Genomic DNA, 15,832 nt, shown 5'->3' with positions numbered 1-15,832 from the left:
ATGAACTAAGTCAAAGTATCTTTTAATCAATTAATTATCCCCTTTGTGTACTAAAATTTTTTATGAATGTTGTAAGTTAAAAATTAATATTAATGTGACTTAGCATTGTTTTCTATATTGATTTTTGCTTAAATAAGTCCACTTGTTTTTAATACCTTTCTCATACTTAGGAATTGCTAAATAAAATTTTTCAGGAATAATTTCATCCTTATAAATCCTATATCTTACATAAGAACCTTGCTTAAAGTCATAAACTTTCTTAACTCCTATTGCTTCAAATTTATGTCTATATTTCTTACCATCTATACTAAAGACAACTGAATATTTGCTTTTAAATAGTGTATATTTAACTACAGGTGCAGTATAAGAAGGTAGGTATTTTATTTTACATTCCATAGCCCTAATTTTCTTTTTTAAGACAATGCAGATAACTATGAATAGTATCGCTATAACTATTCCAATTAATGAAACCCTGAAATACATAGTTTTGTTATAATGAAAAAGAGAGTCTGTACCTCTCCTACCTTTTAGCAAGCCCATGAACGGCATCCCAAATCCAATACAAACTATGATAGTAAAAAAACTGAGTAAATTATTTATTGTCTTGTACATTTACCATGCCCCCATTACTGACAGTTATAATTCCTTCAAAATTGTCTCAGAGTATTAACATTTCCTCTTGCATCGTTCGTAATATTTTACAAATGTGAACTCTCTCATAAATCGCTAATAAAAATGTCTTAGAGTACTTGAGAATTGAAAGTGGAAAATTTTATTTTTTTCCCCTTTCTAACAAAGATTACTCATTTTAAATTCAAATATTGCTAATTATCAAATAGTTTCGGGTATAAGTACAATAGACATCCATCTACTATTCCAAGTATAATATAATTAATTAGATTACTTTTTAGTTTGATAACCTCAAATCCTATAAAAAATGTTAAGAAAATAATTAAGAAATTTATTAATGCAAATAATTTATTCTTTTTCATGTTTTAGCACCTATCATCCATTATTAATAATATCTTACAAATGTGAGTTCTCTTATAAAGCTCTTAGATTTTCTAGAATTTTTTACTTAGACTTATCAAAATATTTAACGGGCTGAAGGTTGTAAAATATCCAGAGAATAAGTAAAATTTTACTTACAACCTACAAAGCTATATCTGTTTTAATCTATAACTACCACCGTATTTATCAATGTCCTTTATAAATACTTTCACATATTCATCTTTTTTTACTGTTATTTCTGGCATCTCATTTATGCCAACATGAATGTCACAGATAAAGTCAAAACTTATACCATCCTTATTGTTCACAGGATAAGAATCTCTCTTTTTTACATAACACAGTACATCCTTGTGGAGAGGAATTTCTGACTTTATTGTTATCTGCAATTTTTTATCCTTGGAAAATAACCCTTTTAGAGATTTTACTTCTTTTATGTCATAGTATATGTCAGGTTTTCCCGTACTCACTACAATTTGGTTCTTACCATTATTCTGCTTTACAAGCAGTATATCATCATCACTTTCAACAGCTGGAAAAACATAGTACCTATACTGATTTATTTCTTTAATGCTCTCACAATACCCATTGAATTCCTTATACTCTTCCATAGTATATAATTTTGCACTTTTCAACTCTGCATCATTCAAGGAAAGATCATCTAAGTTGTCAGTTTTCATTACATACACTATATCTGTATTTTTAGGCCACTTCCATCTTATATAAAGCCTGTCTTTCTCAACTTCGCAGCTAATTTCACATATTTCACTAGAGCCATCTTCAAATTCAATTATCTTCATTAACCTACCACCCAATTCTAAATATAATTACCTAAAAGTATTACCTTTAGTTTTGTCAAAACTAGTCCTCTGATTTCCTCTCAAATAACTGCTTTTAGAATAATCCTTTATATCAACTATAACTGGAATTAGCGTAAATATAAGTGCAATCATAATAACTAAAAGTGCCCTATAAAGAGAACCATGATCTGGAGAATTTAAAAATCCTACTTCCATGATAAGTCCTCCTAAAAATCCAGCTGCAATTCCACCTATTAAAAATCTCTTAAGTAAATTCTTATTATCAAATACAAAACTTATAGACATTGTTATAAGTCCAGATATAATTGTAATTAAAAGTACTCTAAGTATCATATATAAAGTAGAAGATTCAGTTAATCCATCTCTTCTGTCTACTAATAACCTCTGCTGAGTTGCATAATATATCTTACTAAAGGTTCCCTTTAAATCACTGGCATTTTTTACATTATAATATTCTCCATGAGTATCTTTTGCAATTTTCTTTAAGGTAGTAAAGTTATTTTCATTAGACATACCTATTGTGTAAATAGAAATATTTGAGTCTTTAAAAGGTTTAAGAGTCTCATCAAATTTTTTATTTAATCCAAAATTGTCTTCACCATCTGAAAGCAAAATTACCGCAGCCTTTCTTCCAGGTCTTTTAGTTGAATTTATTTCATTATAAGCACTGTCAATGGCTTCTCCCATGTTAGTATTCCCAGCTGGAATTTCATATTGTTTCAACTCTTCCTCAGCATTTTTCTTAAGAGACTCTGAAACCTCTGTCATAGGTATTATTCTCTTTGAAGTATCGTCAAACTTATATATTGAAACCCTATTTTGTGTGTTCATATTATCCATAAGATTTAAAACCGAAGAAAATCTTTCATTTTGAGGGTCAGTATTTGCCATACTTCCTGACGTATCTATTACAAAAACTATATCGTTCACCTTTTGAAACTTCAATCCGCTGCTTTCATATATAAATTGAAAAAGCATGCCAAATACAAAAATTGCAATAAAAGTACAGGGAATCAAAAATTTAAAAGAAGTCTTTAAATAATTGTTTTTCCACCCAACTCCATTCAGCCTTGGATTTATCATCTCTCCTACAAGACAAAAAGTACCTATGCAAAGTGCTATGATTCCAAAGTAAAACCCCATAAGCAAACTTCCACTCATCTTGTACTTATAAGCATTTATAAAAATTTCCCCTGCAATAAATCCTATGATGCCTCCTATTAAACTCATAACGGTCATAGTTAAATTTATTCTTTTTTCTACCAACTGGATACCTCCTACTTGCTATATAAATATTCTAAGTAAAATTAGATTTATATATAAAAATCTTTTACTCTTAATGGATAAAAATACAGTTAAAAGTTAAGAATTAATAGTTATGGATGATTTTCTTCCGTTAACACTTCAGAAAATCTAAAATATAATGCCATTAAAGCTTCGCTTCAATGAGCTTTAAGTTTAAGATTTTTCATAATATAGTGTAAAAAATTCTCATTAACTCACCACTTTGAACTATCAACTCATAAGTTGAAACTTCTCCAGAAATACTACTGTATAGAACTTTTACCTTAAATTTGAACTTATATATAACATATAATGATAAAATTGAAATCACATTTAAAAAATTTTTTATAAGTCTTAGTGAGATATTTTAGAAAATCTTAGAAGCTTAGATATTGTTTGAGGTACGAGTTTAGCTAAGATTCTTAGATTTTCAAAATATCGAACTTTAGACTTATTAAAAGTTTTTATAGTGATGAAATTTATCATTATATGATCTATAAGTCAAATTTTAAGTTAAAATCCTCTATTCTAGTTTATTTCTGGCAGCAATTTCTCATCTACTCCATGGATCAAATATCCATTTTCCATACAATAATTATAAAATTCCATTGAATTTCTTACATAAATAATATCCTTTGCTCCAAAACCACCCATTAAATTCAATTTTTCAATACCACTGCTCTTTATTTCATCTATGTATCCTATTTTATAATTTCTGGTTTTTCTGTCAAAATCAAAAGCATACTTTATAAAGTCACTGCTGTAATCTCCAAAAAAGTATTTTTCCATGTAGGGCTTTACATCATAATTCATTATATAAATTTTTAAAGCTGAATTTTTATCCAACATGTCGTAGAGTTTTCGATATAGTTCTTCTTTTGAAAGCACCTTAGTTTCCAAATTAGGAACATTCACATTGGCCCTTTCATTAAATTCTTCTTCAAAAGATTTTTTAAACTGATCCTCACTTAAAATATATTTAGTGCAAAAATATATTATCTTCCCCAGAAATTTTTCATCCGATTCCTTTAAATTCTCTACTGTATTTCCCAGGTATTTATCTTCTAAATAAAAAGCTTTTCCAAAATTTTTCTCAAGTTTATCCAATATATCATTTACTACATTTTTATAATAAGCCCTTACATTTTGAGCTGTATATTTATCCTGTTTTTCTATAACTTTATTTTCACAACTTTTTATTGTCTGTCCTATATCCTTTACCCTATTTATGTAACTTGAAATTTCACTGTGAACTTTTAAAAGTATATCCTCGTAAATATCAAGAATTTTCTTTGATATATTTAATTTCAGTATTTCTAGTTTTCTACCGTATATATCTAAAAATATTTTCTCCTGAGCTTCCTTTACCTGGGCACCTTTTGAAAAAAAACTTTTAATACCAAAGCTAGGAGCAAATCTTGTCTCATATATATCCTTAATTTCATCATTTAACTTACTTACAAATTTCAAAATAGAATCTCTTCTATTTCTTATATAATTTACAGTTTCTCCTTCCTCCGAGGTCCAGTTAAAGGCACAATATAAATTAAGCTTATTGTCCTCAAGTATATTTTTTCTAATCAAAGTCCTCATATTATTTTCTAAATCACAGTTTTTCACCGATTCCTCAGAAGGCTTTTGAAAGTTTTCAAAGAAAAACTTTTCGCATCTATCGTCATATAACTTTTCTTCTATCTCCCTTAAGTTAAAACTTGATATTTTTTTCTCTACCTGTTTTAAATTATCTGTCATAATCCCCTGCATGTCTTCTATTGTTACTCCCTCAGGAAGTATTTCTTCAACTTGCAGTTCAATACTTGCCTCATCAATTTTTAAAATTTCATTTATAAATTCCTGCTGCTTTTTAGAAAGTGTATTCATTTCCTTTAACATTCTTTCATAAAATGCTCCAAGCACAGAAATAGCAATGGCACTATTAGGTCTTTTCACCTGTGAAAGTCCTGCTGAAATATACCTATTCATAGAATTATCATAACTTATGTTTGATTTAAATATATTGTTGTCGTAGTACTGATTTTCCGTATCCGAATAGGCATTGGATGATGCCTCCCTATTTTTTATAAGATTTATATAGGAAATTATTTCATAGTTGTTATCCATGGAACCTTTAGGAATTATGCCCTTCTCATTTTTTTCTTCCAGAACATAGGTAAGATAAAATAAAGGTCCTTCCCAGGTAACATTAAGCTGTGTCTCATCCCCATAAACAGCTATGTCTTCTTTAAACCTAAAGCTATCTTTTTGAAAATATTCCACTTCCCTAAAAAATCCTACTGTAACTGCCCCTTCATAGACCTCATCTCCTAAATTTTGACTTTTAATCAAAACATAGAGATCTGCAGAGCTGAGCTTAAATACCTCCAGCATCCTCTTTTTTAAAAGTACAGTTACTTCTGTAAGTATTACATTCAATGGATCTTTAGATGTAGTAATTACAGAAATATTTATGCTGTCAAAGGAGTTAAACATGTCCCCCTCTGACAACAATTTATCTCTAGCTTCTGTAATTTTTCGATTTAAATTTTTAAGATCTTCCTTATCACTATAAAATCTATCTCTTATATCTTTTCTCAACGTCTTTTTATTTTTAAAATCTTCATGGAGCTGGATGTTAAAAGAATTATCCGTGTCTTTAACAGATTTTGTGGAAACATTTATAAAAACTGCACCTCTGCCATTATCCCATTTTTTATCTATACTATTTCTAATATACTCATAGGCATCTTCAGTACTATCTCCTATAAAGAGGAAAAGTATGGGGTTATTCACATTTCTTTTAGTGTCACCGTCGTATATTGTTTTTTCCACCTTTAAATCATACTTTTCCACAAAATTTTTTAAAACTTCTTCCATGAAAATTCCTCCCAATTACAGATCCATATTATCTAAGCCAGCAATTTTTGTACTTCTTGAAGTCTTGAAAGTATGTCAGTATAAAAAGCATACAATTTATCACCCTCTACCATCTGATACTTTCTAGTGTCCAGTTCACCAACAGATGATTTCACTTCTTCTATAATAGAACTTACTTTCAATTTTAGAATTTCAACTCCATCTCCTGTGGAAAGTTGTTCTAACTTTCTATCTGAAGTTTTATCTACAATAGTCTTTTCTCCCTTATCTAAAGTCTCATATTTATCAAATATAGCCTTATACTGATATTCCTTTTGCTTTAATACATTTATAAAAGGTTCTATATCTACTTTGCTGTCTTCACTTCCATTATAGACATAAAGCAAACCCTTCTTTATTATAGTTTCCGTATAAAGTGCCCTTAAAAAACTATCTACATTAGCTTCAGCTTTGCTCAAATCTGATATTATATTTTCAAGCTCCTTTTTCTTATCTATTATTTTTTCATACTTTTCCACCTCTTTTTTTACAAGCTCTGTAAGTTCTGGAGTTCTTATCAGATCAATTTTAGCCTTTTCGCTGCTGCTGCTTTCATAAATATAATATTTCTGGCTGTCACTATCTTGCACAGGGGTCAGCTTATCCTGAATAAGTTTGTTCATATCCCCTATGGCCCTTTTTACCTCTCCTATATTTATTTTGTCACCTTTCATATCCATATTATAATTTTTCATAAAATCATCTATATCAAATTCTTCAGTAATAATACACTTGTATCTTTCATTGCTTCCCTTTTGGGTATCTACTATACATCCAAGTTCTAAGGCTCTGTCAAAGAGATTCCTTACTTTTTCATTATATTCTTTCACTCTATCATTTACATAAGTTGTACCCCAAGCTTCTTCTGGAATAGGTGATGGAAGGTATACCCAATTTTTCTCTCCGTTTTGATATAAATGCCTTCCTATTCCATCCCGTTCAAACATAGTCTTTTCATAAATCTCTTCGTAATGTTTTATAGGAGCATAAGAATACAATGGAACTCCATTTTTAGTATTAAGCCAGAATATCCTATTTGTAACCATACTCTCCTTAATGTTAATGGCATTGCCTTTATTGGAATTTTTCTTATATTCCTTAATTCCTTCAAGAATTTTCTTTGCATTTCTAGGCACTGAAACCATACTCCACGCTGGGAAATTCAATGCCTCCGTATTACTTAAATGGAAAATAGGCACTGCATCCCTATCAAGCTTTGGTGCAATTTCATCTTTAACTATATTTATTATGGATTTATCTTCTCCGTATTCTAAAGCAAGGAAATCTTCCATGGACTTTGTTATTACATCTCCGTATTCTTCTGAGACAAAACTTGAAATTGAGCCAACTACATCAATATGCATTTCGTCAATCCATTTCTCAGATTCCTCTAAAAGTCTCTCAGAAAATCTCCTTACAATATCATCTGCTTCTTCTTTATTCACAACTTTTTCAATATAATCCACTAAATCCGGCACTTTTACTACTGTCCAGGAATAAGTTCTTCCAAGAGCTCCTTCTATTTCCTCTCCCTTTACAAGTACGTCTCCATCTTCTTTAAATATCCTGTTCAATTCATTTAATATTTCAGTATATACCCTATAAATACTGTTATTCAGTTTGCTAAGCTCTTCAATTACACTGCTGTAAAAATCAGCCATCCTCATTATTCTCTGTTCTTCAGATTTTAATAAATACTCTTCACTTTTAGCCTCTATGTAATCATTTTTTTTGCCTTCTTTAGTAAACAATAGGGCTTTTCTAGCTTCTACAAACTTATCCTCAGCTAGTTCTTCTGCAGACTTTATTTCCGTAGAAATATTCATAAGTCTTTCATTTAAAGAAGTTACCTGTGCCTCTAGAGTTCTTACAACACAAAATCCATCTGAAAACAACACCCTGGATGCATAAAAAGGTCCTTTTTTAGGGTCTTTAAAAATTTGATTCACCATATCCTTAACCAGTTTTAAAATTTCGCCCGGATACTGTGTTTTTACTTTATCATATTCATTTGTGCAGTCCCTCAAGTACTCCTTCATCTCTTCATCTATATTCACGGACTGCTTTTTTATTACATTGTCATAATTAAACTTTTCCCTGTTTTTATAACCTGTTAGTGGCTTTCTATTTTGAAGATGCTCTTCAAATCTGTCTATTACAGCATCCTCATCTAATCTTGCCTTTCTTATAAACTGATCTATTTCCTGTTCTTTAGGCATGTTCTCAAACATATACTGTATTTTTTCAAAAAGTTTATATGCCATATAAGTAGTAATTTCTTCAAGAGGAAGTACTGCAGAGGAGGCACCTATCATTACATATTTGTAATTTGCCATATATGGTTTTGCCATATTATCCGTGTTCTGCTTCAAGTTGCTTATATAATCCTGTATTGCAAATACTCCTCCAGATTCTCTAACCTCATTTGACATGAAGTTTACAATATTTTCTGCAGTTACATTCATGCAGTAGTCATAGGCATTGCTCATAGGTCTGCCGTCTACATTTGTAGCAGAAATAAGATGGCACAGATTAAAAGGAGGCATAGGTGAATCCACTGTAATCCTGTTTCTGTATTTTTGAGTAAACCTCTCATGCCTATCACCAATACCCATAAGATAATCCAACTCTTTAAGTGCTGCAAATCCATTTTTTATAATATAGGATTGTGCAGATTGGTTGTCAGAAGTCTTAGATAAGTTAACATCTGGCATAAATAAATAGCTCATAATATTTACCTTGTCATCGCCTTTTGCTCCGTAAATATTATTCATTATTCCCCTTACTATATAGGCAATATCTATGAAGGTTCCACTTCCAGTTCCTCCTGAAAGTCCAGAAAGTACAAACACATGTAAAATTTCCTCTGTGTCTTCCTGAAGAAGTCTTATTTTCTTTTCTAAGCAATCCACAATCTCATTAATTTTTGTAAAAAGCAGCAGTCTGCCAACCTGTCTAACTCCACCTGCACCATCAGTACCACTTTCAGAAGACAACTCTGGTGCCAGCCACTCTTTTATACAATCATCTAGTATCTTACGATCGTTTAATATGGACCTAACTTCTGCATTTGAAAGCATGACAAGTTCACTTTGAGGATCAAGTCCTACCCCACCATTCATGGGATATCTTTTATTTTTTTCTCCCTGATTTGTTTCAAAACCTAAGAACTCAACTTTCTTGGGTTTATCTTTTCTTGTATTTGAAATACTGTCCTGTTCTAGCACAAATCTTTTATTTATTTGATATTTTAATCTCAGCATAGCATCTATACCTGTTCCTCCAAGTCCTATTACAAGAACTGGATTAGGTATGGTTTCTATACGTATCTTATCACTTATTATTCCTCCACCTTTGCTAACTTCAAGGTCTTCCAGGTGTTCCCTAACTCTAGTATTCATATTCTACCTCCCTTTGACACTATTTTGAGTGAAATTCTAATGTTATACTCTTTGTTACTTTATTTAAAAACACTGTTACTTTATCCCTGTTATAAAGGAGTAGCTTAGAACCCTCCTCAAGCTTTCTACCAGACTTTTGCAGTACACAGCCTGACTTATTTACAAGTTCTATGCTGTCATCTTCTTTAAATATGAATTTTATATTTTCTGTTTCTGCATACTCTTCTTTTAATCCTAAGACTTCAAAAAGTGTAAAACTTCCGCTGTAATTATCCAAATTTCTAAATTGAGGTGAAAGAACCTCACTAGTACTTTCATCCTTAATGTGAATTTCTAGTCTTCCAAATCCCTGTACACGTCTTTTCTTCATCAGTACAAAGGCTGCAAGACCTATAATAATTAGTGCTGCAGCCGCAGCTGCTCCTATGACCTTTGGACTTTTAAATACAGACTTATCGCCTTGAATGTTTTTATCTACAGAACTTTGGTTTCCCTGATTTTTATAGTTAAATACATAACTTATCTTTATATTACTTCCGCTTACACCTTTCACCTTTAGATTCCACTGACCGCTCGCAGGTTTTACAATCTTAAGTACTGAATACTTCTTTGATTTTGTAAAAACCACATCACTTGAAGGTATCTGTATTTCCTTACCTGAAGGGTTTATAAGCTTTAATTCTAAAGGGTTGTCTGTAACCATAGATATATTGGCTTCCAAAACATTTGACCCTGGTACATTTATTTTAAAATCCTGAAAGGTTCCATCAGCCACAATATTTCCCTGATCCTGAACTTTTACATTTGCACTGTCTCCATATATATCCTTTAGTATATCTGTAAGGTCTGATGCCTTATTGGTTATGTAGTTTTTTCCCTTTGTTTCACTGGCTATTTGAGTTAACTGTGCTTTATCTACAGTTCCATCATAGTTGAGTCCTATAGTATACACAGGATAACCTTTGCTTTTGCATGTGCTTATTGCACTATTTAAATCCTTTAAAGATTCACTGGCACTCCTTTGAGAATCATTTTTGCCATCGGACAGCAGTATTATAAGTGGTCTATTATTGCTGTCATGTCCACTATCTAATACCTTTGCACCTTCCAAAAGACCTCTTCCAATATCGGTTTTCTGCCCAAGAGGTATATTAGAAGCCATTTCCTCTATTCTCTCTTTATCCGATTCAGAATTTATTGCATCCAGGTTATGTTCTTTTATTATAGTATCTGAATAAGCCACAAGTCCTGCCTTGTTTCCCTGTACCTGTCCCATATCCAAAAACATCTTTATAGCTTCTGTCCTTATCTCCTCTGGATCACTTTGTTTCATAGACCCACTTGAATCAAGCACAAAAACTACATCTACATTTGGAGATGATGTACTGGCATATACCTTTTGTGAAGGTATAAAACCCAATTGGAGAACATACACAAAAACTGCAATGAGAACCATCTTAGCTCTAGTTTTCACAGTAAATAACACCTCTCTAAATCATTTTTTAAAAAGATCAAGTATACCCTTTTTCTTGCCCTTTTCCTCTGCTTCTTTTTCAATTTCAAGCCACTTTTCTCTAATGTAAACTTGATTTTTTAATTTACTCGTCTTATCAACAATATAGGCAGTATACTCTTTTAACTTTTTTTGAGAAATTTTTATAAGTATTTCTATTACTCTATTATATATAATATTTTCCCTTTCTTCACTTAAATTTTTCTTATTTTTATATAAGGTTATGAAAAAATCTAAAAATATTTTATACCTATCATTGTATCGAGAACCCATTAAGTTTTTATATTTTTTTGTAAAAAGTATATCCTCTATACCATTAACATATACATCGTAAAAGGTATCTTCATATTTGGAACAAAAAAAAGTCTTTTTTACCTTTATATGGCCTGCAGAGCCAGAAGACTGCACTAATATATTAGGTAAAAGCCAGCTTAAGTATTCTCTATACTTTTCCTCACTCATATGTGAAAAGTTATATTTAACCTTCTTAAGAAGTTTTTCATTGTAGTCCATATCTGGATTTTCAATTCTCTTACCAATATACAAAAGTTCTGATATATTACAGATAGTTGTAATATTATACTTTCTTTTTAATTTTAAAATTGTTTCAATAAGTCCATTTTCTTCTACTGCATTATCTATACTTAATTTTTCTTCTACATCCGTTATAAACTTCTCCATTACTTTTTTATCCACAATGTGCATATTTAAGTTATCAATTATATAATTCAATATTCCCTTGTAACTTTCAAGGGCTGCGTCATCTCCATGATAAAATTCCAAATACAATTTAAAAGCATCTGAAAATTTTTCACTTCTGTACTCTTCAAAAGAGTTGAATATTTCACTGCAGTAATTTGTAAAAAAGTCCTGATTTTCAATATTTTTCTTTAACTGAAAAACATATAGAGAAAATAAAAAATTATAGGAGTTTGGAAGGTTGTACATATTTGAATAGACTTTTTTCTTCCAATTACCATCCCTGTTTCCCTCATCTACAACAAATTTCGCAAGCAAATCCAAAATAGTTTCGTTTCTACCTAAATAATAGTTTATGCAGTAAATTCTAATAATAATTTTTGAGATACACTCACAATCATTTTTAAAATAATTGAGCACATATAAAGTGTTGTCTTCAGATGCTATTAAAAATTTTATACAGTTATTTAAAAGCAAAGTAACATTTTTATCTTTAAAAGTGTACCCGGAGTAAATTATATCTGATATTGTAGAAATTGAATAATAAACTGGATTTTCTTTAATATCCTTTTGAATACTTTTTATTCTATCTGGACTCAGCGAAGCTTCTAAAAATTGACCCATATTATCCATTTCATCCTGTGCCATTCTTTTACGCAAATTCAACATTTCATAAATATCCGTATCTTTGCTATAAACTGCAATATAATCAAGAGAGTCAAAGAAAAATTTATAAGCCTTTACTATATAATTATCATCACCTATGTCTCTAGACACTTTAAGTAAAAATGTAGTTATCATATAGCAAAGCTGGACATCCACCTGTGTACTTATCTTTTCAAGTCTTGCATCAATCTGATGAAAGAGTTCCTCATAGGCCTCTTCCGATTTATATTTAATTGCAAAGCTGAGGGCTTTTTTCACATCTTCTATACTGCATTTTTCAAGTCCCTTTTTTACTATATTATAAAGGGTTACACAATTATCCACTTCTTCATCCAGTTTATTGTACTCAAACTGATCTAAAAATTTTAGAAAAGGCAGGAACACTTCTTTTGAAACAGTGTATCCTACTTCAGCCCGCTTTGAAAAACTGCTTTTGCTCCTTGGACAATCTTCTGAAAAATTCATAGCACTGTACTCATACATCTTTCGATTGTCTGCAAAATTAAATTTGCTACCATTTTTACTTATACCGCAGAGTATATAGTCTGTATTATCTGGGTTATAGCTGTAAGTAGTAAAACTAAATTGCAGTGCCAGCTTTTTAGGTAGTGACATACAAACTGACCCAATCCAAAAAGGAATGTTTTCTTTTACATCTGCAAGTATAATTCTTTTTTTGGAACTATTATACGTCACAACACGTTCTAAAAGACTTGTAAATTTCTTACCCCTATCTCCTCCACTGCCTTTTAAAAAATTACTTATTTCATCAAAATCAACTACATTTCCTAGTGGAATCTCCGTAATTTCAGGAAGATAATCTATTTCAACAGCATTTTTTTCTTCTTCACTCAAACAATCTCTAAAAACAGGCGATTCATAAAGCTCTATAGGATAAAACTCCCAAGCATTATTCGATATAAGTACATGGCAAAAGTAATTTCCATATCTCTCTGAATAATCTTTTCCCACATATTTAATTTGTGAAATACAGTACTTTCCACTTTCAAGTCTAAAATAAGAAAAAGATATAGGAAACAACCTGTCTATCTCTTCTTTGGTAGGTTGTGTTGGAAGATTAGAAGGCGGTATGTATATGCAGTGGCTTTCTATTTCCATTCTCTCTTTGTCTGTAATACCTTTTGACATGGAATAAGTTTGAAATCCCATTCCAGAGGACAAGCCCTTTTTACAGGACGTATAAAAAAGCTGCTGAACTGCCATTATCTATCACTTCCTCTTTTCTCCCTTAATAAATTTGTATTTATAGAGAAGCCACAAAAAAGGATCTTCTACCCTATGTGGTCTAAGCTTAGCTATCCTGTTACTTTCAGGATTACATCCAAGAGCTGTCAATCCAAAATAAGCGTACTCTTTAAAATTTGAACTAAGCTGATTTGCAAAATTTTCTCCACCCCAGTTCCTGACTAAAGATTCCATTGTTCCATTTACATCCTCAAAATCTGCCAAATCAAAATATCCCTTACTTACATGGCTGCTTGGATAATTTATGCAGCTTGATGGATCAATCAGTGATTCCACTGCATCAATTTTTGAAAAAGCCACAGCCACAGGTATGTCTATAAGCTTATCCATTCCTATATCATTTGCTTTTCTAATAAGGTTTGCCGTTCTAGAAAGCAAGTCTTCTATTTCTGTATTTTGCTGCGGCAATTTAATATTTTTAGGCAGCTTTCTCCTGACTTCCTCCAGCTGAAGAGGGTCAAGCAAAAATATTATACCTGAAGAATTATATATGTACTTATTTACAGTTTTCATAGTATTTTCAGAATCTAAATCCTCACCTGCAGTATCAAAAAAAGCAATAGTAACTGCATTGCTTATCTTCTTACTTTTTAAAAAGCTTCCAAATATTCCGTTATCCTTAAAAACAAGATTATATATAAGAGGCTGCTTTACAGAAGCATCAGTTTTAGCAGAATGAGTTACTCCTATAATTTCATTTCTCTTAAAAATAGGATTATAAAAATCATTTCTATATCTATTCATAGTAGCATCATCAACTGCTGAAAGACTATAATTGAAGGCTGAAGCTATCTCGTTCATTATCTTTTGAATCAAAACTGCAATATAATGGCTTTTTCCTGCCTCCTTTGCACCAATTACTGCAAATATTAAATTATCATATTCTCCAATTGAATATGGGAGTTCCTGATTACAGGTTGGACATACTTTTATATTGGTTTTCTGTCCACACTCATTGCAAAACACATAATCCGGCATTTCATTTTTGTCCTCAACGTTCTTTGGCTTTATGGGCGTTAGGTTTCTTGCATTTTCACATAAATCAGGATCATTTCTGCATATAAAATTCACTTCATTTAAAGCATGTTTAGAAAAACAATAGGGACATATATAATCATCTTTTTTTCTAAAGTTAAGTTTCACAGTTAATCCTCCCCTCTTTACTTAAAGTACAGTTTTTCCTTAGCTGGCGAAACTATCCTGTATAACTTGCTGTTAGAGTCATCTACAAAAAATAATTTCACATACATATTTTTTCTTATATTTTCAATAGGCAAATCAAAGTCCATGATTTCATCATTTTTTAAGGTTTCATAATCTATATTAAACAAAATTTCTCCATCAGATTTTTGGACAGGCATATTTCCTATCTTACTGATTAAAACAAGCTGTGGCAATTCTATTTCTCCCTTTGAAAAAGATTTAGAAGATGCTGAAGATAAGCTTATCCTAGCAGATTTTAATTTACCCAAGAGACTTCTTTTTAAGTCTATTTCATAAAATATTTCCTGGGGTACTTTATTTACTACAAGCCTTCTCTGACCTTCAGAATATAACGTCTTGTTTTCATATTCCACCACAGTATAAATACAGAAATAATAATTTCCTTCTTCTATTTTACTTATGGTGTAATCTCCTGTTTCAAAATCTTCCTCTCTCTCTATAATTGCATGAGAAGCACTGGAATCTGAAGGTGACTCTGGAAATCTATCCATCCTGCAGCATAAAAGTACTTTGTCTATACCTTCTGGCCATCCCCATTCCAGAGACAGTTGCCCATATTTTATTTCTGCTCTTACAAAGGGTACATCCGGAATGTTTCCATCATCAAAAATAGGTTTAATTTTATTATCCTCTGATTTCTCAGGTAATTCATCTATATGTAATTGTAAATCATCATTTACATTTTCAATTTTATCTTCATCCAGCTCTTCTGGAGAATCTTCAACCTTTACTTCACTGCAGCTTTCAGAATCTATATTCTCTGTGGAGTTTTTATCGTTTTGATCTGAAGACGAATTTTCTATATAGGAATTATCTCCAGTAATTTCTGATATTTTTTTTCGTATATCATCTTCCGATAACTCAGTAAATTTATTTAGGAAGTTATTTATTTCACTCTGAGAAATATTATCTTTAACTGAAAATATTATGTCAATTTCCTCAGCTAATTCTTCCATTTCTCTCTCCTTTTTTTCGTCCATTTTACTCATACTCCCTTCAATATTAGTATATACCATTGTATTAGGAGTTCAAAATTA

9 protein-coding genes are annotated in these 15,832 nt (G+C 31.0%); all 9 read right to left on the bottom strand.

Translation table 11 applies throughout. The features are described 5' to 3' along the window. Positions 1 to 99: 99 nt before the first annotated feature. The gene (locus tag CLJU_RS02825) at positions 100 to 612 is read right to left on the bottom strand and encodes a hypothetical protein (protein ID WP_013237257.1); all 513 of its coding nucleotides are present in this window, start codon (positions 610 to 612) and stop codon (positions 100 to 102) included. Between the two features lie 548 nt (positions 613 to 1,160). Beyond that, positions 1,161 to 1,808, bottom strand: a complete 648-nt coding sequence (locus CLJU_RS02820) for a hypothetical protein (RefSeq protein WP_013237256.1) — start codon at positions 1,806 to 1,808, stop codon at positions 1,161 to 1,163. 27 nt (positions 1,809 to 1,835) lie between these two features. Beyond that, the gene (locus CLJU_RS02815; RefSeq protein ID WP_013237255.1) at positions 1,836 to 3,095 is read right to left on the bottom strand and encodes a vWA domain-containing protein; all 1,260 of its coding nucleotides are present in this window, start codon (positions 3,093 to 3,095) and stop codon (positions 1,836 to 1,838) included. A gap of 546 nt (positions 3,096 to 3,641) precedes the next feature. Beyond that, on the bottom strand, positions 3,642 to 5,987 hold the full coding sequence (locus CLJU_RS02810; RefSeq protein WP_013237254.1) for a hypothetical protein: 2,346 nt from the start codon (positions 5,985 to 5,987) through the stop codon (positions 3,642 to 3,644). A gap of 32 nt (positions 5,988 to 6,019) precedes the next feature. Continuing rightward, positions 6,020 to 9,427 carry a tubulin-like doman-containing protein gene (locus CLJU_RS02805; protein WP_013237253.1) on the bottom strand — a complete coding sequence of 1,136 codons (3,408 nt, stop codon included), beginning with the start codon at positions 9,425 to 9,427 and terminating at the stop codon, positions 6,020 to 6,022. A gap of 19 nt (positions 9,428 to 9,446) precedes the next feature. Next, positions 9,447 to 10,901: a vWA domain-containing protein gene (locus CLJU_RS02800; protein ID WP_013237252.1), complete on the bottom strand. Its 1,455-nt coding sequence runs from the start codon at positions 10,899 to 10,901 to the stop codon at positions 9,447 to 9,449. 21 nt (positions 10,902 to 10,922) lie between these two features. Continuing rightward, positions 10,923 to 13,529: a GAP1-N2 domain-containing protein gene (locus CLJU_RS02795; RefSeq protein WP_013237251.1), complete on the bottom strand. Its 2,607-nt coding sequence runs from the start codon at positions 13,527 to 13,529 to the stop codon at positions 10,923 to 10,925. A 6-nt stretch (positions 13,530 to 13,535) separates the two neighbouring features. After that, on the bottom strand, positions 13,536 to 14,714 hold the full coding sequence (locus CLJU_RS02790) for a zinc ribbon domain-containing protein (protein WP_013237250.1): 1,179 nt from the start codon (positions 14,712 to 14,714) through the stop codon (positions 13,536 to 13,538). Between the two features lie 17 nt (positions 14,715 to 14,731). After that, a complete protein-coding gene (locus CLJU_RS02785) occupies positions 14,732 to 15,775 on the bottom strand; it encodes a hypothetical protein (RefSeq protein ID WP_013237249.1) in 1,044 nt (347 codons plus the stop codon). Between the last annotated feature and the right edge of the window lie 57 nt (positions 15,776 to 15,832).

It is taken from the genome of Clostridium ljungdahlii DSM 13528 (assembly GCF_000143685.1).
Lineage (GTDB): Bacteria > Bacillota > Clostridia > Clostridiales > Clostridiaceae > Clostridium_B > Clostridium_B ljungdahlii.
The sequence above is the reverse complement of the archived record's forward strand: the minus strand, read 5'-3'. Positions and strand labels throughout refer to the sequence as shown.